The organism is Deltaproteobacteria bacterium, from assembly GCA_018668695.1.
GTDB lineage: Bacteria > Myxococcota > XYA12-FULL-58-9 > XYA12-FULL-58-9 > JABJBS01 > JABJBS01.
The window spans coordinates 1-23,443 of the sequence record JABJBS010000197.1 but is presented as its reverse complement, the minus strand read 5'-3'; the positions used below and the strand labels follow the sequence as shown (position 1 = coordinate 23,443).

General features: G+C 49.3%; 21 protein-coding genes. 7 read left to right on the top strand and 14 right to left on the bottom strand.

The window, feature by feature from the left end; translation table 11 throughout:
- The coding region (locus HOK28_10490; GenBank protein MBT6433511.1) for a DEAD/DEAH box helicase family protein at nucleotides 1-2,439 on the bottom strand (2,439 nt) is incomplete at its 3' end.
- Between the two features lie 200 nt (nucleotides 2,440-2,639).
- Here HOK28_10490 and HOK28_10485 point away from each other — a divergent pair.
- Nucleotides 2,640-3,194: a cyclic nucleotide-binding domain-containing protein gene (locus HOK28_10485; protein ID MBT6433510.1), complete on the top strand. Its 555-nt coding sequence runs from the start codon at nucleotides 2,640-2,642 to the stop codon at nucleotides 3,192-3,194.
- Here the strand turns inward: HOK28_10485 and HOK28_10480 are convergent.
- Nucleotides 3,191-4,234, bottom strand: coding sequence for a 3-isopropylmalate dehydrogenase (locus HOK28_10480; protein MBT6433509.1), 1,044 nt, complete (start codon nucleotides 4,232-4,234; stop codon nucleotides 3,191-3,193). The genes HOK28_10485 and HOK28_10480 overlap by 4 nt on opposite strands.
- A 221-nt stretch (nucleotides 4,235-4,455) precedes the next feature.
- On the opposite strand from HOK28_10480, the gene HOK28_10475 reads away from it, so the two are divergent.
- Nucleotides 4,456-4,935, top strand: coding sequence for a hypothetical protein (locus HOK28_10475; protein MBT6433508.1), 480 nt, complete (start codon nucleotides 4,456-4,458; stop codon nucleotides 4,933-4,935).
- Here HOK28_10475 and HOK28_10470 read toward each other — a convergent pair whose 3' ends face one another.
- Nucleotides 4,936-5,925, bottom strand: coding sequence for a homoserine kinase (locus tag HOK28_10470; protein MBT6433507.1), 990 nt, complete (start codon nucleotides 5,923-5,925; stop codon nucleotides 4,936-4,938).
- A 118-nt stretch (nucleotides 5,926-6,043) separates the two neighbouring features.
- Between HOK28_10470 and HOK28_10465 the strand changes: the two genes are divergently transcribed.
- Nucleotides 6,044-6,481: a hypothetical protein gene (locus HOK28_10465; protein MBT6433506.1), complete on the top strand. Its 438-nt coding sequence runs from the start codon at nucleotides 6,044-6,046 to the stop codon at nucleotides 6,479-6,481.
- Between the two features lie 294 nt (nucleotides 6,482-6,775).
- A complete protein-coding gene (locus tag HOK28_10460; GenBank protein MBT6433505.1) occupies nucleotides 6,776-8,143 on the top strand; it encodes an RNA polymerase sigma factor RpoD/SigA in 1,368 nt (455 codons plus the stop codon).
- Here the strand turns inward: HOK28_10460 and mutM are convergent.
- Nucleotides 8,140-8,967 (bottom strand): bifunctional DNA-formamidopyrimidine glycosylase/DNA-(apurinic or apyrimidinic site) lyase, encoded by an 828-nt coding sequence (gene mutM, locus HOK28_10455; protein ID MBT6433504.1) that lies wholly within the window; start codon nucleotides 8,965-8,967, stop codon nucleotides 8,140-8,142. The genes HOK28_10460 and mutM overlap by 4 nt on opposite strands.
- A 177-nt stretch (nucleotides 8,968-9,144) precedes the next feature.
- Between mutM and HOK28_10450 the strand changes: the two genes are divergently transcribed.
- Nucleotides 9,145-9,558 (top strand): PilZ domain-containing protein, encoded by a 414-nt coding sequence (locus HOK28_10450; protein ID MBT6433503.1) that lies wholly within the window; start codon nucleotides 9,145-9,147, stop codon nucleotides 9,556-9,558.
- 198 nt (nucleotides 9,559-9,756) lie between these two features.
- The gene (rpoD, locus tag HOK28_10445; GenBank protein MBT6433502.1) at nucleotides 9,757-11,586 is read left to right on the top strand and encodes an RNA polymerase sigma factor RpoD; all 1,830 of its coding nucleotides are present in this window, start codon (nucleotides 9,757-9,759) and stop codon (nucleotides 11,584-11,586) included.
- Here rpoD and HOK28_10440 read toward each other — a convergent pair.
- The 6 genes from HOK28_10440 to HOK28_10415 all read right to left on the bottom strand — a co-directional run bounded on the left by HOK28_10440 (nucleotide 11,566) and on the right by HOK28_10415 (nucleotide 18,701).
- Nucleotides 11,566-13,668, bottom strand: coding sequence for a hypothetical protein (locus HOK28_10440; protein ID MBT6433501.1), 2,103 nt, complete (start codon nucleotides 13,666-13,668; stop codon nucleotides 11,566-11,568). The two genes, rpoD and HOK28_10440, sit on opposite strands and share 21 nt — an antisense overlap.
- Nucleotides 13,669-13,704: 36 nt before the next feature.
- On the bottom strand, nucleotides 13,705-15,636 hold the full coding sequence (gene cysN / locus HOK28_10435; protein MBT6433500.1) for a sulfate adenylyltransferase subunit CysN: 1,932 nt from the start codon (nucleotides 15,634-15,636) through the stop codon (nucleotides 13,705-13,707).
- Nucleotides 15,636-16,544 carry a sulfate adenylyltransferase subunit CysD gene (cysD, locus tag HOK28_10430; protein MBT6433499.1) on the bottom strand — a complete coding sequence of 303 codons (909 nt, stop codon included), beginning with the start codon at nucleotides 16,542-16,544 and terminating at the stop codon, nucleotides 15,636-15,638. The genes cysN and cysD overlap by 1 nt, the downstream gene beginning before the upstream one ends.
- A gap of 90 nt (nucleotides 16,545-16,634) precedes the next feature.
- Nucleotides 16,635-17,420: a queuosine precursor transporter gene (locus tag HOK28_10425; protein MBT6433498.1), complete on the bottom strand. Its 786-nt coding sequence runs from the start codon at nucleotides 17,418-17,420 to the stop codon at nucleotides 16,635-16,637.
- Between the two features lie 9 nt (nucleotides 17,421-17,429).
- Entirely contained in the window at nucleotides 17,430-17,831 is a 402-nt protein-coding gene (locus tag HOK28_10420; GenBank protein ID MBT6433497.1) for an aspartate 1-decarboxylase, read from the bottom strand.
- A gap of 108 nt (nucleotides 17,832-17,939) precedes the next feature.
- On the bottom strand, nucleotides 17,940-18,701 hold the full coding sequence (locus HOK28_10415) for an RNA methyltransferase (protein MBT6433496.1): 762 nt from the start codon (nucleotides 18,699-18,701) through the stop codon (nucleotides 17,940-17,942).
- Between the two features lie 56 nt (nucleotides 18,702-18,757).
- Here HOK28_10415 and HOK28_10410 point away from each other — a divergent pair, with 56 nt between their 5' ends.
- Nucleotides 18,758-19,693: a DUF1853 family protein gene (locus HOK28_10410; GenBank protein MBT6433495.1), complete on the top strand. Its 936-nt coding sequence runs from the start codon at nucleotides 18,758-18,760 to the stop codon at nucleotides 19,691-19,693.
- On the opposite strand, the gene HOK28_10405 is transcribed toward HOK28_10410, so the two are convergent.
- The 4 genes from HOK28_10405 to HOK28_10390 are packed head-to-tail and all read right to left on the bottom strand — an operon-like array spanning nucleotide 19,665 to nucleotide 23,395.
- A complete protein-coding gene (locus HOK28_10405) occupies nucleotides 19,665-20,426 on the bottom strand; it encodes a hypothetical protein (protein ID MBT6433494.1) in 762 nt (253 codons plus the stop codon). The genes HOK28_10410 and HOK28_10405 overlap by 29 nt on opposite strands.
- Nucleotides 20,427-21,662, bottom strand: coding sequence for a M48 family metallopeptidase (locus HOK28_10400; GenBank protein ID MBT6433493.1), 1,236 nt, complete (start codon nucleotides 21,660-21,662; stop codon nucleotides 20,427-20,429).
- 18 nt (nucleotides 21,663-21,680) lie between these two features.
- Complete coding sequence (locus tag HOK28_10395) at nucleotides 21,681-22,391, bottom strand: SDR family oxidoreductase (protein ID MBT6433492.1); 711 nt, start codon at nucleotides 22,389-22,391, stop codon at nucleotides 21,681-21,683.
- A complete protein-coding gene (locus HOK28_10390) occupies nucleotides 22,388-23,395 on the bottom strand; it encodes a DNA photolyase (protein ID MBT6433491.1) in 1,008 nt (335 codons plus the stop codon). Before HOK28_10390 ends, HOK28_10395 begins: the two co-directional genes overlap by 4 nt.
- Nucleotides 23,396-23,443: the final 48 nt, after the last annotated feature.

Sequence of the window (23,443 nt, the reverse complement as noted above, 5' to 3'; positions counted from 1 at the left end):
GTCTAGTGCATGCAACCGTGAAAACGTTGCCACATAACCGGTACTCATATGTTCACCGGCTGCACCAGGCGCGCCATCGATGGCCACAAGGTTTGTGTCTTTGTGTGCAATCTTTAATCGGCTGTGCTCAGCGTATCCCCGAACAAACGCTTCTGTGCTTTCCTCGAGGTTCACCGGAACAGTTCCTAAAACGGCTTGCGCACGGTCATTGGAGAAACTTGCATGGTCTAAAATAGGATCTGCGCTGGCTTCAATTCGGTCCGTTGATTCTTTTACCAAACGCTCTGTGTCTGCATAAAGTTCGCGCCACTCTTCAACGCCGCAACCTTCATAAACCAATTGGGCAAGTCTGGAACTTACATACTCAAGAGCATGGTCGATACCGCCTACAGTTTTATCCAAAACACCGATGGACTGCTGCATGACCTTTAAAATCGCCGCTTCGTACCCCGACTTAAAGTAGGGAACATAAACTTCCACATCATGAGTTTGACCAACCCGGTCTACCCGGCCGATACGCTGCTCAATGGTCGCTGGGCGCCACGGCAAGTCGTAAAGAACCACGTGGTGACAGAACTGGAAGTTTCGACCTTCACCACCTGCTTCTGTTGAAAGCATCAGTTGGGGTCCACTGGGATCTCTAAACCATGCGACCTGACGGTCTTGGTCTCGTGGAGAAAGTTCACGGTGAAAGACTGCGACTTTGCCACCGAAATAGATATCCAAGGCTTCCTTCAGAGCGCGTACCGCAACGGCACTTTCAACAAAGACAAGAAGCTTCTCGCCGCCGCTCTTACGAATCAGCTGAACCAACCATCGTAGACGGGCATCACCTGTAGGCAACCCATCCGAATCTGCTGGCTCATTAAGGACACCGAGAACATGCGGCTCAAGCTGCTGAACCAAAATAGGACTGATACCCCGAGCAATCTCTAAAAGAGCTCCAGGAGTGGCCCACATGGCACGTAACATTTGTCCCATGGTCCGGTAACGCTCAGCATCATCGGTAATCGTCTCTGCGACTTCTAAAACAACACTCTCGCCGACATCGATGAGAATGTCTTGCATCTCAGTAGGCTCAAGCGCAATCGTATGAGGCTGACGCTGCGGCAAACCGCCAACAGGCCCGCGGCGGTTACGAACGACGTAATCAGTAAGCCCGTGCCTATCGCGTAAAAGGTCGAGAACTTGCTCACCTTGCTCCGCTCGTTTTCCATCACTTGGGTCGAGGCTAAGAAGCTCCTCAAAAAGTTCGAGGTCTTCGGGCGCATCGGCCAACAATTCACGGGTTAAACCAGCGGTGACATCGTCGATAGATTCACTGTGGTCCACTGAAAATGCAAGGTGACGAGCCGCGGCACATAAACCCGCCACGCGTTCACGAACTGCGCTAAATGCAGTAGGATCTTCGAAACGGTCGCGGTCCAGAAGTCTAAGAAGTGCGTGATATTCTGTAGGGTCCAATGCCATCGGTGTTGCGGTTAGCAGCAGCATGTTGCGAGTTTGCCCGGCCAAACGTTCAACGAGTTTGTAGGCAGCATTGCCACCAGACTGCTCGTCCCAACGCAAATGGTGCGCTTCATCCACAACAACAAGGTCCCACTCTGCGTGGGTCGCCTGTGCGGTGAGGCGACGACTGCCCGCGACTTTAGGGATCGATGTAATGATACGCTGATGCGCTTCAAAAGGATTGAGTTCGTCGTCCATCTCCAAAGAAGCTTCAATGCGCTCTTCGTCCAACAAGACCAGGAGTTCATGAGACTTACGATAGATTTCTCCAAGCCACTGAATACAAAGTGCTTGAGGAGTAAGGATGAGAACACGCTTGGCTCTGCCTTCGGCTCGAAGACCGGCATAGATCAAAGCTGCTTCTACAGTCTTACCTAGACCAACTTCGTCAGCCAGCAGCAAACGAACTGGGTCATGTGCGATGGCACGTGTAGAAACGTCTACTTGGTGCGGTAACCACTGAACTCGGGTACCGAGAATAGAAGCGACACCGGGCCGTGCACCCCAATCTGCCAATTCCAAACCGTGAACGCGAGTTCTTACGACTTCAGGGTGGACGAGGTTTAAGGTAGCAAGTCGTTCTTTAGGTCCAATGTCGCGGATATCGGGAACCAGCTCAGTTTCTGTGCACGCACGCCCATCATCCAGTTCGTATGTTTTGAGTCTATCGATGTTCTCATCGAGAACTTCAGCGATTCTATAGTCACCACCCGCTCGGTGGCGTACCCGCTCACCCGCTTCGATATCATAACGAATGATGGCACAATCGGCGCGGCGGCTTGTATAAACACGCTCCTCACCAAGGCGTAAGAAATGAACATGAAGGCGTGTGCCTTCAACCTGGGTAATGACACCCACGCCAAGAGTTGGGTCGGCGGGTGACCATACTAATTGTCCGGTTGCACTGGGGAATTGAGCGGTTCGAGACATCTTTTACCTTTAGGTCGCAGGTGTGGCGTTGGGGCGGTCATCACGGCGAAGACCTAGCCAATTGGCGCGTATTTGCCAGACGTGGCCACGTTGCGCAAGGGCCTTCTCCAGCTTAGCCAAGTCAAAAAACAACGCAGATCGTTTGCTAATGTAAGTAGCCGGGAGTAGGCTATTTTTAAGCGGCTCAGTATGGATTAGAGATGCCTCACGTAGACTTATTAGAACTGCCCTATTTTCAAGGGATATCAATCGACGAATTGGTGGCACTGGTGGACAGTATGCCGCCGGTAGAATTCCAAGAGGGTGATTTTATCATCCGAGAATCCGAAAATATTCCTCTATTTATTGTGACACGGGGGAAGGTCGCGGTTGAGAAGAATGGTCCTGATAACCAGATGCGAACTCTGGCTGAATTAGAAGCACCAACCGTCCTCGGAGAAATCGAGTTATTCTGTGAACTTCCTGCTGTTTCGACGGTCAGAGCACTCACCCGAGTGTCCGCTTTCGTGCTGGAACGCTCCACATTTAATCTACTCCGCGACCGTCACAACGGAGCCATTGGGCAGTTTGTATTCAACGTGGCCCGAGTGGCTTGCCACCGCCTCGCCGTAGCCGATCAGCTTCTGGCTGCACGCCCAGTAAACGAGAACCTTCCCCAACTCCGGGAAGATGAGCTGACCCGCATGAATGAAGGCCAGGATTTATCAACGACCACCGGTTGCTTTCGAATCACGGTGCCCGACGAAGACGGTTAAATCAGAGCAGCGACCCCGTCACCGACTTCTTTCGTACCCATTGAGCCACCAAGCTCCAGAGGCATCTTACCCTCGGCTAGAAACGCCAAAACAGCATCTCCAATGGTTTTAGCCGCCTCTTTAAAGCCCAAATGGTCAAGCATCATCTCAACCGTCAGGATAGCAGCAATCGGATTGGCCTGATTCTTATCAAGATCTGGTGCGGAACCATGGACTGGCTCAAAAAGTGAAACGCCGTCCGGGTTGATATTCCCACTGCCGGCCATTCCCATGCCGCCCTGAAGCTGAGCACCAATATCTGTAATGATATCGCCGAATAAATTATTCGTGACGATAACTTCAAAACGCTCAGGGCACTTAATCAGCATCATCGCCAGAGCATCTACATAGAGGTGCTCTTTTTCAATCTCGGGATATTCCTCACCCACCTCAGCAAACACACGTTGCCACAAATCATGTGCAAAGCGGATGGCATTGCTCTTGTCCGCCATCGTCACCTTGGAGTGGCCGTTTGCTTTCGCAAAAGCAAAGGCTGCCCGAATGATACGCTCCACGCCCATTCGCGTGTTCACATCCTCGTTAATCGCGACTTCATGAGGGGTTCCCTTTTTAAAGTTTCCACCCATACCAACGTAGATACCCTCCGTATTTTCTCTAAACACGGTGAAATTGATATCACTGGCTGCTTTGTTCTTGAGGGGGCATAGGCTGTCGGAAAAGCAGCGTACTGGTCTAAAGTTGATGAATAGGTCCAGCTCAAAACGCATACCAAGCAGAATTTCTCGCCCGTGAATCATATCCGGGATCCGAGGGTCACCCAGCGCCCCGAGATAAACAGCGTCGATCTCTTTACGAAATCGCTCGATTTCACCCTTTGGTAAGGTTGTTCCGTCCTTCAGGTATCTCTCAGCACCGTAATCGAGATGCTCGAGGTCAATTCCTAAGGAAAATTTTTCATCTACCACCTGAAGGACCTTCATGGCCTCATCAGTCACTTCAACACCAATACCATCGCCGGGAATAACTGCTATCTTTACCATGGTGGTGCTTATGCTGAGGTGTCTGGCTCGTGTCAACGGCTGGGAGGAAGGTCAACTTGGCAATAAATGCTTTAAGCGCGAGAAATACTGGTCTAAAAATCCGGAATAATGAGTCAAAACCAAGCATTTCGATTTAAAAATACATATTTTTTCATGTCCTTGAGACATTTTGCTAATTACGATAGCAGCACCAAAAGATTTTGCGTTCGAGGTAGAACAACATGAACAATCTGATTTCGACCCTATTGATAGTCTTGACCTTCTCAGTCATCGGCTGCGCACACGGAACCATTGAAGGCACCAACGTGCCCGACACCGAAGAGAACCGCGCCGTTCTTGAAGTGCTCACCACGTTTAGAAGCGCGATGCAGGAGCGGGACGCGGACAAGATTATTACTCTTGTTGCTACGAACTACTTTGAAGACATGGGAACCATCGATCAGGCAGATGACTATGGATACAAGCATCTCATCGAAAACGTGATTCCATCGAGCCTTAAGGTGGCCCAAGAAGTCTACCTCACGTTTGAAATTCACAACATCGAAGTTGATGGTGATTCAGCCTGGGCAGATGTTCGATACAACTCTCGCGCAAAGCTTGGACTAAGCTCCGGCGATCTTTGGGAAACACACAAAGATTTTAACAGAATCGAATTCTCGATGGGCGAAGCTGGCCGCTGGGTAATAACAGCCGGTCTTTAATCAGCTCGCTGCACAGGCCGGTAGAAGTATTTCAGCTTCAAATCTCTCTTTGCCCATATCTTCAAACGACTTCAACCGGTCTTTAAAGTGCCGGTAATCCTTATGGAGTCGGTCTGCGTCTGGCGACACGACAACCTCAAAGTCATGCACCCGCGTAATTTCAAAACGCGTAGCCGCAAAAAGACAAAGGCCATAAAGCGCTTTCTTCTCAGCAGGAGTGAGTCGTCTGTTTTCAGTGTAGCCTTCAACAAGTGCACGCGCACGCGACGGAATCAGTACGTTTTGACTAAATGCCCAATCACACAGTGCTACCGCTATGTCGTAGCTCAGTGCTCCTGTAGAAGCCATTTCAAAGTCTAGAACACCGCAAAGGTCGCCATGACTAAAGCGCACATTATCGATGAAGAGATCACCGTGAACGATTCCCTTTGGAAGATGCTTTGGAGGCTTGTGATCCTCGAGTCTTTTGCGAATCGATTGAAGCTCTGTTGAAATCTCATCAGAAACAGGAATCTGCTCACAATGCGTTAAGATTTCCATCAACCGCTCTAAATCGAACCGGTTTCGACGCCGGCGCCCCAAGTCTCTGCATGCAACGTGCATATCGCTAAGGAATCGACCGACTTGCCTGCAGTGCTCGTCGCTCACTTCAAAGACTGCTACCTCTCGGCCTGGCAGATATTCAAAGATGGATAACTGCTGACGCGGATTGATCGAAACGACGTGGCCGCCTTTGCTGACCCCCATCATTTTCGGGACTTTCAGGGCGTTGTTGGTAAGGTGAACGATCAACTCTTCCTCAAAACGTGCGTCTGAGCGCGTTCGACCTTCTAAAATCCGTAAAATGAAGCGTCCGTGAGTTGTATTGATTTCATATATCGTGTTGATCGTGCCTGCACTGATACCCCGGGCTTCAATCAGTTCCCCGACCGAGAAAACCTGGATGTATCGACGGAGTTCGTTCTCCGAGAGATGTGTATAGACAGCCATAACGGATAAGTAACCGAAAACGGAGTGAAGAACACCCCCTCCCCTTAAACTGACCGTTTATGATATAAGAAGTTGATCGAAAAGTCCGGTTATCCCCCCGGCATGGAGACGTAAAATCATGAGTGTAATGACAAAAACATTTGGTGCCGGCAGCGATATCGACTCTCGCTGTGGAAAATGCAGCATGGAATTGGCTCACGTCATCATCGCAATGGACGGTGTAAGACCTGCCATGGTTCAGTGTAAAACCTGTCAATCAAAGCACAAATACCGTGGTGACGTTGGAAAGCCGAAAAAGAAAACTCCAGTTCGCAAGACCCCCGGCACGCGCCGGACAGCTGCCGCAAAGGTCGCGCCAGTACAAAATTTCGATGTGGTGATGAGCAACCGCGATATCTCCCAAAGCCGAGCTTACCGGGCAACCGAGGCCTTCACTCCAGACGACGTACTCGACCATAAAACTTTTGGTCTTGGAGTCGTCATGAAAGAGCTCAGTGGCAACAAGATTGAAGTCTGCTTTCAAGCAGGTAACAAAATCCTAGTCCATAATCGTTAAATAATAACGATTACCTACATTTACCTACCTTTGGTCTTACCTTTTTATTTGGTTTTCTTCCGATATCGGGTTGATTTTGTGAAAAATTAGTCGATTCTATAAGAGAACCCTCCCCAGGGGGTAAGGCTTAGTCCGTGAGCGTGATCAGATGATCGTAGGTTAGCAGAACTCTTTGCCCGAGAGCTCTAAAACCTGACTCACCCGTGAATACGTTCAAGCGACCCGCCGTCTAACGACATGGAACGCGGTTATGTGCATATCTGCGTTCCAGCCCGGAGATGTAGGTAATCGAGGATGAAAACGTATCTGACCAAAATAGATTTGAATGAGGGACAAGAACCCACCGCCGCCGAGGTAAAAGCAGAACAAGATCTGCTCGATAGCCTCACGGTGTCACCGGTTGAAGCAAAGCCCCGAGTTGTCCAAAAGCGCCACAAAGCGCCGAAGAAAAAGGCTCCTCCCAAGAAGGCGGTGCCTCGTGTGGGCACCATTGATGGCCTGAGCCAATATATGAAACAGCTCAGCCATATTCCCCTCTTCACTGCGGACCAAGAATCCGAGAAAGCCAAAGAGCTGGAGAGTTTCTGTGTTGAAACTTGGTCCATCATTTTAAATCACCCGGGTATGCTCGAAGTTCTGGTTCAAAGCTCAGATGATTTGGAAGCAGAGACAAAAGACAAACTCGCGAAGCTAACGGGCAGTTATAAACGCGCAGCAGCCAAGAGCGATACTTTATCAAAGCGCAAAAACTCCAAGCGCGATGAGCTCATTACTCAAGTAAGTATGGAGTTAAAGAACTGGGACTCTGACAACGCACTCCTTGATAGAGTTCTCTCTGGACTAAGAGGCTTAGTGTGGCAGCCAACGCATACCGCCACCGGTATTTTTGAAATCACGGAAAAACAACTTATCAACCTGGAACGCTCCAGAGGCTTTACCCTTCGCACGAGAAATCAATTCGTCCGAGCCAACCTAAGGCTTGTGATCAGTGTGGCCAAAAAATTCCACAACGACAAACTGGCCTTCATCGATTTGATTCAAGAAGGCAACATCGGGCTACTCAAGGCGGTTCACCGCTTTGACTACCGGCGAGGCTTTAGGTTCTCAACTTACGCACACTGGTGGATTCGACAATCTATTGAACGCGCCATTATCAATAAAGGCTCGCAAGTTCGACTTCCGGTTCACGTTATCGATTCACGGCGGCAGGTTAAGAGAACCGTCAACAGCTTGAACCATACACTTGGACGAAGTCCGTCTTCTGAAGAAGTTGCCAAGTCGCTGCAGCTTCCGTTGGCCAAGGTCGAGGATATTCAAAACGGCATCAATCCTGATCCAGTTTCACTGGACGAGGAATTAAGCAGCAGCGACCCACGACGCTTTGTAGATTTAGTACGCGACCAAAGCCGGCCCGCTATCGATGAAGCTCTGATTCGCGAGAATACCTTAGAACGTATTCGCGATTTAATGGGTCTGCTCAATCCAATGGAAAGAGATATCATCATTCGCCGATTCGGTATTGGGGATGACACCGACCAAACCCTCGACGAGATTGGCCAACGGTACAATTTGTCTAGAGAGCGAGTTCGACAGATCCAAGTTCAAGGCTTGGCTAAAATGAGACGCATGTGTGACCGCCGTCAGATAAGCTCAGTGAGCTAACCCCGCTGACAGCCAGCACAGTAGAATGTGCTGCGACCGCCCTGAACCATCCGCCGAATGATTTTCTTGCAACGCGTACATGGTTCCCCTTCTCGTCCATAAACCGATAATGACTGCCCGAAGTAACCCACCTCGCCATAGCCATTGCGAAAATCGCTGATAGTGGTTCCACCCTTAACAATGGCATCTTGTAATATCTTTTGAATCGCCTCTACCAAAAGGGCGCAGCGTTCTTTACCAATTCGCCTTGCCGGAGTCTTGGGATGAATCCCAGAATGAAATAAGGCTTCCGCTGCATAGATATTACCCACGCCCACCACACGGCGTCCATCCATAATGAAGTTCTTAATGTTCACTTTCATTCCGCGGCTAACCCGGTATAAATACTCGGCGTTGAACTCGGCCTCCAAAGGTTCCGGACCAAGGTGACAAAGCCTCGGGTGCTCAGCAATGCCACTGTATTCAAACGCATCAATCGAACCAAAACGGCGAACGTCATTAAAGACAAGTTGGCCACCACTGGCCAATTCAAAAATGACATGGTCATGTGTACGACGTTCGTGCGATCTTTTTGCCAAACTTAATACACCGGTCATACCAAGATGAACCAACATCGCACCGCCGCCCTCGAGAACGAAGATGAGATATTTGCCGCGACGCGCCATATTGCGAATCGTCCTACCCTTCACCCATCGCTCTAAGTCAGATGGCTCCAAAGTCCAACGCAGACGCGGCTCATAGATAATAAATCCCTTTATGGTATCGCCCCTCAAGACGGGTTCCAGGGTTCGACGCACAGTTTCTACTTCGGGTAATTCAGGCATAACTCACAACTTCATGTAATTTAATGTGCGACGCTGTCACACATAACCTCACCTTATGATCACAATTCATAAAATCCCAGATATCTTGGTTCGCACTCGGCTTCGGTATATGAAACAATTAAATTCACCGGTAATTTCGGTGACCTGCACCGGCTGACTTCTTTTGGGGGAGTAAAAATGAGCCAACTAGCGGATTCAAATAATCGAAAGCATACACGAGTTGCAGTTCATATCTCGGCTGAGATTTATATGGAAGATGGCCCCGTTCTAAAAGGCACAACTCGCAATATGAGTTTCGGTGGTGCCTTCGTTAATCTCGAGATTGATTCAGACGGCTCACCGCAAATCGGTGACAAATGTGAACTCCGTCTTAAGCTTGGTTCTTCAGAAGCGCCACTTACCGTTCCCGTGAAGTGTAAACTTGCAAGAGCAAATTCGGACGGTCTCGGTATGGAATTTCTTTCAACAACAATTGAAGGATACTGGCATTTCAAAAATCTAATGGTCTACAACTCTCCGGAGTCCGACAGACTCTTACAAGAGCTTGAAACACACCCAGGCTTATCGATTAAGAAAGACCAACCAGCATAACAATTCACGAACAATAATGAATATTACTTTGGGGGAAACTCGGCTCAAACTGAGACCGAACACTAGACTAAAATAGCGGAATAATAGCCCAGTTGTGGCCACCATGTTATCCGGTTCATACGGGGTTCATCGAGGGTCACATTATCCAAACAAACGATGAGGATAAACGGCTGTTCCGTCGCAGGGGGAGAAAGAATCATGGCTAACGATTCAGATAAGAAGCAAGACTCTGGTAAAAACGAATTTATGGGCTTTGAAGGAGCAGACCTTGGTGAGATATCCGGTTTGTTCAAGAAGAAAGAACCAGTTCGCGCGGCAAAACCAAAAGGCCGCCGCTCTAAATCCCCGGTTAAAGACTTAAGAACTCTCCTCAGCGAAGCGAAGGAACGTGGCTTTGTTCTCCTCAAGGAAATCAAAAAAGCCATCCCCGATGCAACCAACAACGCTCAGCTTAAAAAAGCGGTTACCCAGTTTGATAAAGCTGGAATTGATGTTTTGGAACGCGCCCGCAAATCACGCGGTAAAAGCACCACCGTCAAAACCGGTGTTTTAGAAAACGATGCATCTGTTGATCCTGTAAGACTCTATCTGCGAAAAATGGGCTCTGCTCCTTTGCTTAGCCGCGAAGGTGAAGTCGAAATCGCAAAGCGTATCGAATCGGGCCAAAAAGAAATCTTCGAGACAATCACTTCTTCTCCAGTTGCAATTCAGGCAATCCTAGAGCTTGCTGAAAAGTTACGGCTCGGCAGTATCGAAATTGCGGAAGTCCTGATGGATCATGAAGACGCTGTGACCGATGAAGAAAAAGAAGCGTTGATTGTAAAGACAGTTAAGAGAATCGAAGTACTGGGCAAGGACTTTGAAGAGTTAATCTCCCAAGAAACATCATTCGCGAAGAAAAAGAAAAACCCTGAGCAAGAGCCTCCTGCCAAACTGGTTAAACAACGCCACTCAGTGATCGAGCAGCTTGAAACACTGCGGCTACAAACTCAGCAGGTTCAGCGCGTGCTCGCAATGCTCAAGGCGTATGTACGCCGCGTTGATAAAGCGGAAAGAGACATTAGAAAACTGTCTCTTCAGTTTAATATCTCGAGCGCCGACCTAAAGTACTTAAGCGTTAAGGCACCCAAGACCACCCGTGAACTCGTCAATAAGTTTGGCCTCGCACCCAAAGATGCAGAAGTCACACTCAAAGGTGTTCACCACTTTACCAAACGCATTCAGCGTGTTGAACAAGAATCGCATGTCACCATCGATTCGTTACGTGAAACGTTTGAAGCCATCAGTTTGGCTGAGTCTAAAACCGAACAAGCCAAGAAAGAATTGGTGGAAGCCAACCTTCGACTCGTTGTTTCAATCGCCAAGAAATATACCAACCGCGGCCTACAGTTCTTGGACCTCGTCCAGGAAGGTAACATTGGCCTGATGCGGGGTGTTGAGAAATTTGAATATCAGCGTGGTTACAAATTCTCGACCTATGCAACTTGGTGGATTCGCCAAGCCATTACACGGGCTATCGCTGACCAGGGACGAACCATTCGTATTCCTGTTCACATGATTGAATCAGTCAACAAAGTGCTCAGAACCAGTCGCTATCTTCTCCAAGATCTTGGGCGTGAACCGACGCCGCAAGAAATTGCAGATAAGATGGACTTGGGTATCGAGAAAGTTCGCAAGGTTTTAAGCATCACCAAAGAGCCAGTATCTCTTGATACACCGATCGGTGAAGATGAAGATGCATCTCTCGGAGACCTTATCGAGAATAAGAAAGTCGCATCACCTGCAGATGCAGCTATCGGCGACAATCTTACTTCTCAAATTCGTCAAGCACTCGCTACCCTAACGCCGCGCGAAGAAAAAATTCTGCGTATGCGCTTCGGAATTGGCGAAAAGAGTGACCATACACTCGAAGAAGTCGGACATGATTTCAACGTCACCCGCGAGCGCATTCGTCAGATTGAAGCCAAAGCACTTCGAAAGCTACGTCACCCTTCACGAACCAAGATTCTATCTAGCTTCGTTGAATAGAGCCACATGACGTCTGCGCATCAAGCGTAGACCCAGTGCGAACAATAGAATCCAACCCATCGGTTGGCTTGATTGGCAAGTGCAACCGCCCTGAGAGCTCGGCAGTTGGCTTTGCTCTTCACTCAACATCTTCGAAACTTCAATGAGCGAGAGTTCAGTTCCGTTATTTCGGATCAACCAAGGGACTCGCTTAAAAACTCCACTCTGAGACAACCTTAGATGCCAATCACCCGGCTCAAGCGCTTCACCTGAAAGCTCGAATTTAAAGTAGCCCGGTTCATAAGGCATGCGGCCTGAAGGCAGACCAACTCTCAACTGTGGCCCCAACAATACAAGTTCAGTGCCTGGCTCCTGCGCCACGCCCTGAAAAATATAGCGACCTGCAGCCGTTTTCTCGAGAGAGTAATCAGATGCCATCTCCTCGTTTGGAAAGGTATCCACCAGAAATACGGCCTGCCCAAAACGGTGAATAGCCTCGCCACTGGAGTCTTTTAGCAGCAGATCCCAAAACCCGCGTTGTTCACGCAATGTACGGTTCAAGTCGTTGAGCTCTAGAAAAACCCGAGCCCCATCAATTCTTAATGGAATGCGGTAGCTACCATTGATTCCCACCCGATAAAGCTCAAGAGTTGCACCCGCTTTCAAGAGCGAAGCCAACGCTTCTGAATCAATATAGCTGTCGTCACTTACACCTGTTGAACGAGTGTTTGAGAGAACACCGAAACGTTCAATTTCAATATCCAAGAGAGGAGCAAGAGTAGGATTCCAAACTACGACTTCACCCTCACCTATCACGAGAGTTTCACGAACCGGTGAAAACCCAAGAGAGGATGCAGTCACGTCGTAAGTACCCGGTGACAACGGACGGTAGTATGCCCCGGTACGAGGATCGGAAAACATCGCGCTGCCGTTTTGCCCCAACGTGATACTGGCCTCAACCGGTTCACCAAGAGTGGTAGTCACGCGACCTTGAAGCCCAGGCTGCTCGTAAAAGCCAAGAGTACTCTCAAGGTGCTGCTCTACCAGCTCTACAATCCTTCGCGTAGGAGGAGCCTTATCAATGCTGACCTCCAAGGTGTAATCGTGCCCTGAGCGGGTGGCATAGAGCCAGTCGGTCGATTCACCATTCACCATGTACCACTGCGCACCATTGGTTATCCAAAAGTCAGGCGCCGAGGTGGTTGCTAAATACTTCTCCCCCACCCTTTGAAACCACGCCTCATCTGGCGACACAGTCTCTTGATAATTCCAAACCCACCCAAGGTTGACGGCTCCCGAGTGAACGGAAAGATTATGGTGGAAGGCCCGCGTCATACTTAAGTCGTAGAGGGCCAGCGTTTCGGGTTCGCTGAATGGATGGTCACCGCTTTGGGATGTTTGTTCGTATGCCCATGAAAAATTACGATTCAAATCAACGCGGTTTGCATTGCGCCTATCGAAAGCCACAAAACCATCCGGGTTGAGGATAGGAATAATCCAAAACTCATACCGATCAACCATTGTCTGAATTGCCGAACCAGTCTCATAACGGCCCAGCAGGGCCCACGCTGTTGCCATAGCCACTTCAGTAGAAGCCCATTCGTCGCCGTGGTAGGCGGCAACCATTCGTAAACAAGGTTCATCTAATTCTCGTTTCGAGATATTATCTGAAACCACAATAGCATCAATGGGCCGCCCATCGACGGAGTGACCGATGACACTTATACGGGCTAATTCGGGATACTGCGCAATCATGGACTCCATCGCCGAGCGCATTGTCTCGGGCGTATGATAATCCCCGCCAATATTTTTCTGTAGGTTTTGAGGCCGAAGTGTTTGTAAGTCGAAAACAACAAGCCGATGCTTTTGTGGCCATCGACCAATTCGCTCCAAATCTTCTTGAAGAACATGAACGTGAATTTCGTCGACGGTTCCGCCTTCGACCATATGCTCAATTTTGGTGAGTTGTGCTGGCGGAAAATCTTCACGCTCGAATGCGATCAGAGACCAAGCCTTAGATTCTCGCGCATTGGCTGCTCTACTGGTTTGAGCACTAAGCCCTCCCCACACCATTGCAATGACAAACAACGAAAACCACTTCATGACTACAGTCTATGAAACGCTACGCATCATGCAAAGCTACGCATCTGCTTTTATGATGCCTTTGCTTCGCAATAAGCCAACAAGCCGCTCAACACATTCATCAACGGGTTGTTCGCTGCTGTCTAATTTACAATCTGGTGCTTGAGGAGCCTCGTAGGGAACAGTAACACCTGGAAAATCCTTAATTTCACCGATGTCAGCCTTGGCGTAAAGCCCCGACGGATCATTCTCTCGGCAAAACTCAATCGGTGCGTCCACATGGACCTCGAGGAATCTATCGGCTCCCACCAACTCTTTTGCTCGAGCGCGCGTATCGGCAAACGGCGCCACAAACGAACAGATACAAAGCGTACCGGCTTCATTCAGTAAATGGGCCATTTCAGATACGCGTCTTAAGTTCTCGTCGCGGCCTTTCACAGAGAAACCGAGGTCTCGCCCTAAGCCCAACCGCATACTCTGGCCCTCTAGAACCATCACATTCACGCCTTCTTCAAAGAGGCGACGTTCCAGTGCGTAGGCAATTGAGCGCTTTCGGGTGCCTGTGAGTCCCGTGAGTAAGAGCGTTGCGGGCTTATGGCCCTGCTTTTCAATACGCTCTTCAAGCCGCACGTGCCCCGCCGCTTCTTGTCGCTCCAGATAGCCACCGTGAGGCGTGCTCTGCCAACTACCGAGATTCGCTTTGTCGGAGTCTTGGAGGGGCCCGATAATCATCGCAGCACCCACGGTATTGTTGGTCATCCTATCGATGATGATAAGCGCCCCCGTCCCAGGGTTGCGGCGGTAGGGATCAAAGGTAATCGGATGATTCAACGTGAATGCACATCGGCCAATCTCGTTAAGCTCAAGCGAGTCAGCATCCGTTTTTCGGAGTGTGTTTACATCCACTTGGTACCGAAGGTCTGAAATTCGACCCGGCACAACCTGCGTGCTTTGCTTAATCACATAGCTCTTATCCTGGCTCATCGGCGTGTCGCTCATCCACACCACCATGGCCTCAAAACACCGGTCTACAGTGGGCCGGTTTTGAGGATGCACCAACATATCACCGCGGCTAATATCGGTTTCATTCTCTAAAACCAGGGTTAGCGCCTGAGAGGATACACCAGACTCAATCAGTCCGTTGGCATCGCGAACTTCCTTCACCGTATTCGTAACACCGGAAGGTAAAACCAAGACTTCATCACCTGGGCGAACAACGCCGCTGGCAACATTGCCCATGTATCCGCGGAAATCTGAGTTGGGCCGCGAAACATATTGAACGGGAAATCGAAAATCGATGAGATTTCGGTCGCTCGCAATATGAACCGTTTCAAGGTGACTCAGCAGGTTACGACCCTTATACCAGTCCATCTTTTTACTTGGATGGGTAACGTTATCACCCTCCAAAGCGCTAACAGGAATAAACGTTAGGTCTGTTAACTCGAGTCGCGCCGCAAAGTCAGTGAACTCTGCTGCAATCTCTCGGAAGCGTTCTTCGCTATAATCCACCAAGTCCATCTTGTTGATGGCAACGACAAGGTGAGGGATACGCAGGAGTGAGGCCAAGAATGCGTGGCGACGTGATTGTACCAAGACACCCTTAGATGCATCCAAAAGGATAATCATGAGGGAAGCCGTGGACGAACCTGTGACCATGTTCCGGGTGTACTGCTCGTGGCCTGGTGAATCGGCAATGATAAATTTTCGACGCGGCGTGGAGAAATAGCGATAGGCGACATCGATGGTAATGCCTTGTTCGCGCTCAGCCTTCAGCCCATCTGTTAAGAGAGCAAGGTCAACCCGTTCCCCGGCTGAACCCTGTTTCTTAGAGGCTTTTTCAATGGCGTCTAGCTGGTCTTCATAAATCCCTTTGGACTCATAAAGCAGGCGGCCAATCAGAGTCGATTTACCATCATCTACACTACCGGCCGTTACCAGCCTGAGTAGATCCATACTTTCGTTTTCTGCGAGAAGTTCGTCAATAGACATCAGAAGTAGCCCTCTCGTTTCTTTTGTTCCATTGAACCTTCTTGGTCATAATCAATCACACGATTTTCCCGCTCGCTCTTTCGAGTCAGCAATGTCTCTTCAATAATTTCTGGCAGCGTTGTCGCTTCGGACTCGAGCGCCGCCGTAACCGGATAACAACCGAGCGAGCGAAAACGGACCATTTTCATTTCGGGTTCTTCACCGGGCTCAAGAGGAATGCGGTCATCGTCCACCATGATGTTAAGGCCATCACGCTGCACCACAGGGCGTTTCGCTGCATAATAGAGCGGTACGATGGGGATGCTTTCTTTGTAGATGTAAAGCCAGATGTCTAACTCGGTCCAGTTTGAAAGTGGGAAGACGCGAATGCTCTCACCCTTATGAACCTTACCGTTGTAGAGGTTCCAGAGTTCAGGTCGCTGATTTTTAGGATCCCACTGATGAAACTTGTCGCGAAATGAATAGATACGTTCTTTAGCGCGCGACTTTTCTTCATCTCTTCGAGCCCCGCCAAAGGCAGCATCGTAGCCGCCCTTCGTCAAAGCTTGAAGCAGTGCCTCGGTCTTGTAGGCATGGGTATAAGTCTGGCTTCCGTGAACGAAAGGCGAGATTCCTGCGGCCACTGCGTCCTGATTGGTATGAACCAGAAGCTCAAGACCTTGCTCTTTACAAAAATTATCCCGAAATTCAGTCATCTCGCGGAACTTATACGTGGTGTCTACGTGTAAGAGCGGAAACGGCACAGGCCCGGGCGCAAACGCTTTTTGAGCAAGCCGGACCATACAAGATGAATCTTTGCCAATGGAGTAGAGCATGACTGGATTCTCACATTCAGCCACGACTTCACGGATAATATGAATACTTTCGGCCTCGAGCTGGTCGAGGTGACTCAGTGCATAATTCGTCATATTGAAAGTAGTTACACAATCAACTGGCTAGGGGAACCCCTGTGAACTTAATTATGAGTGTTTTAGTCATAATTAGATAAATAATTGAGATCAATGACCTACTTCGCTGGGATCTATCTCTAAATATTCAGATAACCATTTCGACCCGATGTAAAATGGGACGGTATCTAGCGCAGCGCAGCTCACCTTAAAGACATAGCCGGAACCAATAAAAGTAAGAAGCTGGGGCCATAAAGAGGCCTGGCTGTCGATAGGCAAAGCGTTGGCATAAAAGTGCGTAATCAAAATGACCGCAGTCGTGTCGACCAGCTGACTAACCACCGTTGAGGCATTGTTACGCAGCCAGAGATGCTTGCCGCCAGTGAGCTTTTTCCAAAAATGAAAAAGTCGTACATCGCAAAACTGCGCCGCCAAATAAGCAATCATAGACGCTGCGATGGCTCCGAATGCGAGGCCCTTCATTTCAAAAAAGACGCGACCGTGGGTTCCAATCGGTGGCAAGCCCGTTGCGGGGTCCATCACGGGCTGAGGCGGCAAAGCGCCGCCTAGCCACAAGATAAAGACCACCCAGATGTTGAGCAATAAGCCTGTCCAAACCAGCGCATTGGCTCGTTTTTCGCCGTAAAACTCACTGATGAAATCCGTGCATAGGAACGTCACTGGGTACGGTAAGACGCCAACTGCCAAAACGAATGGAATTTGGAGACCGAAGATTTCGAATGAGAGATCGATAAAACGCGTGATGCCCAAGATATTGAGCATCGTCAGCGTTCCCAAGAAGAGTCCTGCGAGAATGAGAAAGACACGCTCTCTACGTTCTTGGATACCCTGAGGCGGCCAGACATCATTAGAACTCGAGGGTTGTCCTGAAGACATTCTTATTCCTCAAAGGCTGGCGATATCCAAGGGTGGATTCGGGCCCGCGATTTCAGCTGCGTCGCTGACCATTCTATTTTTCGAATCAACTCGAATCACAGTTGGTTTATGGGCACGGGCCTCTGCGTCTTCTAATTCAACATACGTTGCTAGAATGACCATGTCCCCTGGCTCCATCAAATGAGCAGCAGCTCCGTTGATGCAGATATCCCCTTTACCGCGCTCACCAGAGAGCACGTAAGTAACCAAACGGGTACCACGGGTGATATTCCAAATATGAACGGATTCGTGTTCGAGAATGTCAGCTGCATCGAGCAAATCTTGATCGATGGTGACACTTCCTTCGTAATGCAAGTCGGCCTGTGTGACCGTTGCTCGATGAATCTTCGCGTTGAACATTGTGCGGCGCATCAATGACTTCCTTTACCGGCGCTCGAGGCTCGTTTCATCCCCAATATCCCTAAAAACAATAAGGCCCTACATTATTTTGCCCGTATTCTGCAAGTACGAAATGAGCAGCTAGGGAGCCGTTTCTGCTGCTCTTTTTCTGCGGTCTAACTCTTTGAGTATGTCCTGTGACCTAGAAACCTGCTCCAAGACCCAGCGGTCAACGATTTTCACTCGCTCATCCTCGGTCAAGTCTCCTACGCCCTCGGCCCCGGCATCGAGCTTACACCGAAGCCAATGCATCGAAAGCGCAAAAGCTACTGATATATTTAATGATTCGACAAATCCATGCATGGGTATGACCATCAAAAAATCAGCCGCGGCGCGTAGCTCATCGCTCACCCCCGAAGCCTCATTTCCGAAGGCCACACAGAGCTTTTCGTCCATAGAAACCGACTCCAGCGGTATGGCTGCTTGGGTATCAGAGCCAGGATCCGTCACCGCCAAGCGGTAGCCCGCGGATTTAATCGCATGGAGCGCGCTTTCAAGATCGCGGTGGTGGTGAACTGTTAACCATTTATGGCACTTACGAGCGATTCCACGGGCGACTCGGATAGGCTGAGAGTCCTCTGTCACAACATGTAAATCCTGAATCCCAAAGGCATCGCAGGAGCGTAAACAAGCCGCCGCATTGTGCGGGTTGGTGACATTCTCAAGCAAAGCGGTCAAACGGCGGGTTCGAAGATCAAGAATGGAGTTCATGCGCTCAAAGCGCTCATCGCCCACATATTCTCGCAGTATTTCTGTAATCTTACCCGGCGTTTCGAGACCTAAAATATTCTCTCTAAGAGCTGGATCAAAAACGATGGTATCGTCAACAGTATGTCGCGGCACAACAAGACTCCCTTTTCATGTCGTGCTTCTGCTATAGGTTCAGCACAGAGAACTCAATGCCACAAAGATTCAAACATCCAAGAGTACGCGATTTAGCGTGGGTCATTGCCAGCCCGGTTATGCTTCGTGGCGATATTGCAGACCGGCCAAGCTTCTCCGGCCAAGCCTGCGACGACGCTTTTCTAAAAGCATTGCCAAAACTCGAAGAGCTGGACGCAGATCCCAATCCCCTGCTCTCTTACCTCGAAAAACTGCCGGGTCACCGAGTGGGTCGCTACTTTGAAGCGCTCACCAATTACTGGCTGCGCAATTTAACGACCTTTGATGTGGTGACCAATAATCTTCAGCTACGCCGCGGCAAACAGACCCTAGGCGAAATCGATTTTCTCTTTCGCGATGGCGAGCAACTTGTGCACTGGGAGGCGGCCGTCAAATACTACCTACAGCTAAAGCCTGGCTGCGAGGACCATGAATTCATTGGTCCCAATACGGCAGATAATCTGGCTTCCAAGCTTGGGCGACTTTTTGAAAAGCAGCTTCCACGAAGCACGCCGGAAAATCTCGCACTGGCACTCGGGCCACTGAATGGTACCGATTGCATTCGGCGACAAGCGTTTGTGAAGGGCTGGCTTTTTTACCATTGCTCTGAAACCAGTCCCGGGGAATTACCGGGTCATCTCAATTCAAATCACCTCAAAGGTTTTTGGATCCGACATGGTGAAGATGAGCTACCTAAAAATCCCAACGAGGGCCTCTGGGCTCTTCTCACCAAGCCCTACTGGCTTGCGCCCTTAATCACACACGACCAAGGCGCACTCCTCACCCGCCGCCAACTCGAACTGCTTTTAGAATCTCACTTTAGTACACGGGAAAGTCCGCTCTTAGTCGCCCAGCTCCAGCGAAATGATTCTGGCTACGAGGAAATCTCAAGAGGCTTTGTCGTGCCTGCTAACTGGCCCCATCTTACAAATCCGCCAAAACCTCTACGCTAACCTCGGTATCGCTTAAGGTCCAGATTAAGAAGCCTGCTTGCTCTTTCACGGGGGTAAGCCTCTCATTCAGCATTACCATTCCAAAGGCTGTAGAAGGTGCTCCCTGTACCCATGGTTTCTCGTAAAGCCGCATCACTCGGTGCAGGTGACCATAACCAATGGCTTGAATTTGCGGGTAACCCTTTATCCTTTGAAACCATTCTTCTCGGTTATGCAGCCCAATCGAATCAAAGAACGCATCGCCGGTATCCAATGGAGGATGATGCATAAAAACAATGACTGGAGTCGTTGAAAGCTCTGCAAGCCGCTTTTGAAACCAATCTCTCGTTGCATCACCGAGAACACCACCATCACTTCCAGGTTTATGTGTATCCAAACCAATGAGCCCGTAGCCTTTAAGGCTTACACAAAAACAAGCCGATGCGGCATTCGGATCAACACGATCCCAAAACACTTCACGAATAAGCTGAGGGCTGTCGTGATTACCTGGAATGACCCAATATGGGAATATTCTCTCTTCTAGAATTTCTCTCAACTGCTCGTAGGTCTCTCGCTTCTCATCATGAGCAATATCGCCTGTTAAGACCAAGGCATCAGTCGAACCTTGAGCCTCTAAATCTAAGAGCATCTTTTCGAGCTGCGCCCAGGTATCTATACCTTTACAGGTCGTTCCTGGGGCACCCGAAAGATGTAAATCGGAAAATTGCGCCACCCGGATTGAGTTGCCGGCCATCTAGCCAATCTCAGCAAGGCGCTCAATACGCGTCAGAATCGGTGGGTGGGTATAATTTAGAAATACAGTTAAACGATGCGGCGTTAGGTTTCCTAGATTTGCAACGCTTAAAGTCTTAAGCCCCTCGATTAAACCTTCCGAGGTGCCAAGAGTTTGAGCGGCAAATGCGTCGGCCTCGAATTCGTTACGCCGGCTCCATGCATTTTGTGCAATCCCGAGCAAAAAACTAATCGGTGAGTAGAGCAGCGAGAAAAAGACCAGGCCTGCATAAGCGGATACGGTTTCAACACCGAAGGCATTAAACAAAGCTGGCTCGCTTATAAACAATGACAAAATGCCAAAGAGTACGCCCAGTTGAACAATCGTCATCGCGGTTCCCACAACAATATGCTTCTTTTTATAGTGGCCTATTTCATGGGCTAAAATCGCAACCAGCTCCGTCACGCTGTGTTTCTCCACCAGCGTATCATAAAGAGCGATTCGTTTGTTTTTACCAAACCCGCTAAAATAGGCATTGGAATGGCCCGAGCGTTTAGAGCCGTCCATTACAAATACACCGGTTAAGGGAAAATCCACCTTCGAGGCGTAGGCACTTAAGGCATCCTTAAGCTCTCCATCCTGCAGGGGTTCAAACTTATTAAAAAGCGGCGCGATGAAGGTTGTAAAAATAGGAGGCAAAACCAAAATAAACGCGCTCACGATAAGCCATGCCCACAGCCATGCCAAATCACCGGCAACTTGGAAAAAGTATAAAATCGCACCCAACAACGGTGCGCCAAAAACTCCAACCAAAAGGTAGGATTTAAGCTTGTCCGTAAAGTACGTTGCGATGGACATCTTGTTGAAGCCAAATCGCTCTTCAATGGAAAAGGTTCCGTAGAGAGAAAATGGTAAAGACAAGAGATCTGAAAGAACAAAGAGAACACCAAAGAATATCAACCCCGTGCTCAGCTCTCCCAGACCAAAACCTCGTGCCCAGAGGTCCACATGATTGAATCCGCCCAAAAGAATAAATGATACGACAACGACCATAGAGAAGGTCGAACTCACCATACCCAAGCGGCCATTGGCTTTCGTGTAAGCTTGAGATTCTAAATATTTTTCTTGGTCATAATACCCGGCAAATTCTGCGGGTAATGTATCACTCAGCGCTCGTAGGTTGAGTATGCGCGCCGCCGACTGAATGACAAATTCACCGACAAGCGTAAAAAGAATAATAATCAAATACGTATTCAAGACCTTCACCCAATCCACTTACGACTTTTTAAACTGAATCACTTTTTTCTGCGGCGAGAGTGTCAACTCGTCTACTACCGTCCCGCGGCGCATACTTAACATCGTCCAAAGAGCCTCAGCCACGTCTTCCGGCAAAATAGCCTGGTCATCGCCCGCTCCTGGCTCAAAGTGCAGTTCTTCAAAAAACTCGGTCCGCACCATGCCCGGATGAATCATGCCAACTCGAACCCCGCTCGATACGCACTCTTCACGAAGAGCCTGAGCGAAACCGCGAAGCCCAAATTTCGCCGCACAGTAAAGACTGCCCTGCTTGCCGCCCCGAAGCGCCGCCTCTGAGCCCATCAAGATAATGTCGGCATGCTGCCTTTGTCTCAAACGCGGTAAAAATGCTCGTACCAACACCATATGGCTTACTAAATTAAGCTCCATAGCCTCGCGAATCTGAGTCGCTGAGAATTGATCCAAGCCACCGAAAATCCCGCGGCCTGCATTCGAAATCACCGCATCAACATCTTGGTAGCGTTTGGCCAATTCAGGCAGTGATTTTTCCAGCGACTTCAGATCAGACAAATCTAATGTCTCAGCCGTGTAGCGTTCATGCTCGATACCATCCTGATGGTTTCGTCCAACGCCAATCACTTCGAGCCCTTCATCTAAAAGCTTCTGCGAAATAGCGCGTCCAATTCCTCGGGTTGCTCCCGTCACCAATACCTTTTTTGTCAGTGTCATCCTGGTCCTCCGGGAGTGCAGGCAAAAAATTTCGTTTCGGGAACAAACCGTTCCAATTCTTGCCGGCAAAAGCTCGCCATCTCATCTTCGATGGCTTTCGGATAGGAAACCATTTGCCTATCTTTTGTAAGCGGCCCGGCAAAGAGTCGCTCTTGCGGGTAGAGCTTACGGATCTTCTCAAACATCGCTGGAGGAAAACGAAGCGGTCCAAAGCTCACGGAATGAACGGCCTCACTTGGAACCTTTTCAAACACATCGTTAAAAAGCCCGCGATAAGCACTTTGATACTCTTCATGATAAATAAGCGGATCAAAGCGAAGACCTATTTTCCACCCAGCGTCCGCGAGTTTTTTCATCGATTTTATTCGGCTGCTAACAGACGCTGCACCATGCTCGAGAGTTTTTGCCACTGCATCGGGAGTCATACTGAATGCAACGATACAATTTGGAGTTGGCTCCATCGCCAAAAGTGGTTTGATATTCGCGCTCTTTGTTCTCAGCTCCAAATAGGCCGAAGGGTGCTCGCGCATAAAGGGCATAAAGTCAGCGGCGAAGTCGGAAACATTCTCAAGCGCCATTGAGTCGCAATCATAGCCGGAGAAAAAGTAGACAGGTTCGTCCTCGGGATACTTCTTCAGTGTCGCTCTCATCTCATCTTGAAAGTCTTCGTAATTGACAAACAATAAATAATTGGCCGAGCGATACATCCCTTGCAAGAAACAATACCTACAATCGTAAAGACAATTGAGCATGTGCGAGAAGTAATAGTTGTGGTGACCACCCACTCCATATCCATCTGGGGTAGGTAAAACAAAGTTGTCGAATTTCTTCGCCAAAACCAATGCTGGTGACTGCTTTTGTAAACGGAAGTTTTGCGAGGCTCTATTGAAGACCTCTCCATATCGCTCACACTCGATGACCGTGGCTTTTGAGAATCTCTCTAAAATCTTTTGGGCTCTCGGATGTTCTCGGGCTTCGCGCTCTACGTAGATTACATCGATCATCGCTCACCCCACATCACAGGCATGGTTTCGACAAGGGCACTCAACCTC

Coding starts and splice junctions, on each gene's coding strand:
- HOK28_10485 (MBT6433510.1), top strand. CDS start 2,640: ATGCCTCACGTAGACTTATTAGAACTGCCCTATTTTCAAGGGATATCA.
- HOK28_10480 (MBT6433509.1), bottom strand. CDS start 4,234: ATGGTAAAGATAGCAGTTATTCCCGGCGATGGTATTGGTGTTGAAGTG.
- HOK28_10475 (MBT6433508.1), top strand. CDS start 4,456: ATGAACAATCTGATTTCGACCCTATTGATAGTCTTGACCTTCTCAGTC.
- HOK28_10470 (MBT6433507.1), bottom strand. CDS start 5,925: ATGGCTGTCTATACACATCTCTCGGAGAACGAACTCCGTCGATACATC.
- HOK28_10465 (MBT6433506.1), top strand. CDS start 6,044: ATGAGTGTAATGACAAAAACATTTGGTGCCGGCAGCGATATCGACTCT.
- HOK28_10460 (MBT6433505.1), top strand. CDS start 6,776: ATGAAAACGTATCTGACCAAAATAGATTTGAATGAGGGACAAGAACCC.
- mutM (MBT6433504.1), bottom strand. CDS start 8,967: ATGCCTGAATTACCCGAAGTAGAAACTGTGCGTCGAACCCTGGAACCC.
- HOK28_10450 (MBT6433503.1), top strand. CDS start 9,145: ATGAGCCAACTAGCGGATTCAAATAATCGAAAGCATACACGAGTTGCA.
- rpoD (MBT6433502.1), top strand. CDS start 9,757: ATGGCTAACGATTCAGATAAGAAGCAAGACTCTGGTAAAAACGAATTT.
- HOK28_10440 (MBT6433501.1), bottom strand. CDS start 13,668: ATGAAGTGGTTTTCGTTGTTTGTCATTGCAATGGTGTGGGGAGGGCTT.
- cysN (MBT6433500.1), bottom strand. CDS start 15,636: ATGTCTATTGACGAACTTCTCGCAGAAAACGAAAGTATGGATCTACTC.
- cysD (MBT6433499.1), bottom strand. CDS start 16,544: ATGACGAATTATGCACTGAGTCACCTCGACCAGCTCGAGGCCGAAAGT.
- HOK28_10425 (MBT6433498.1), bottom strand. CDS start 17,420: ATGTCTTCAGGACAACCCTCGAGTTCTAATGATGTCTGGCCGCCTCAG.
- HOK28_10420 (MBT6433497.1), bottom strand. CDS start 17,831: ATGCGCCGCACAATGTTCAACGCGAAGATTCATCGAGCAACGGTCACA.
- HOK28_10410 (MBT6433495.1), top strand. CDS start 18,758: ATGCCACAAAGATTCAAACATCCAAGAGTACGCGATTTAGCGTGGGTC.
- HOK28_10405 (MBT6433494.1), bottom strand. CDS start 20,426: ATGGCCGGCAACTCAATCCGGGTGGCGCAATTTTCCGATTTACATCTT.
- HOK28_10395 (MBT6433492.1), bottom strand. CDS start 22,391: ATGACACTGACAAAAAAGGTATTGGTGACGGGAGCAACCCGAGGAATT.
- HOK28_10390 (MBT6433491.1), bottom strand. CDS start 23,395: ATGATCGATGTAATCTACGTAGAGCGCGAAGCCCGAGAACATCCGAGA.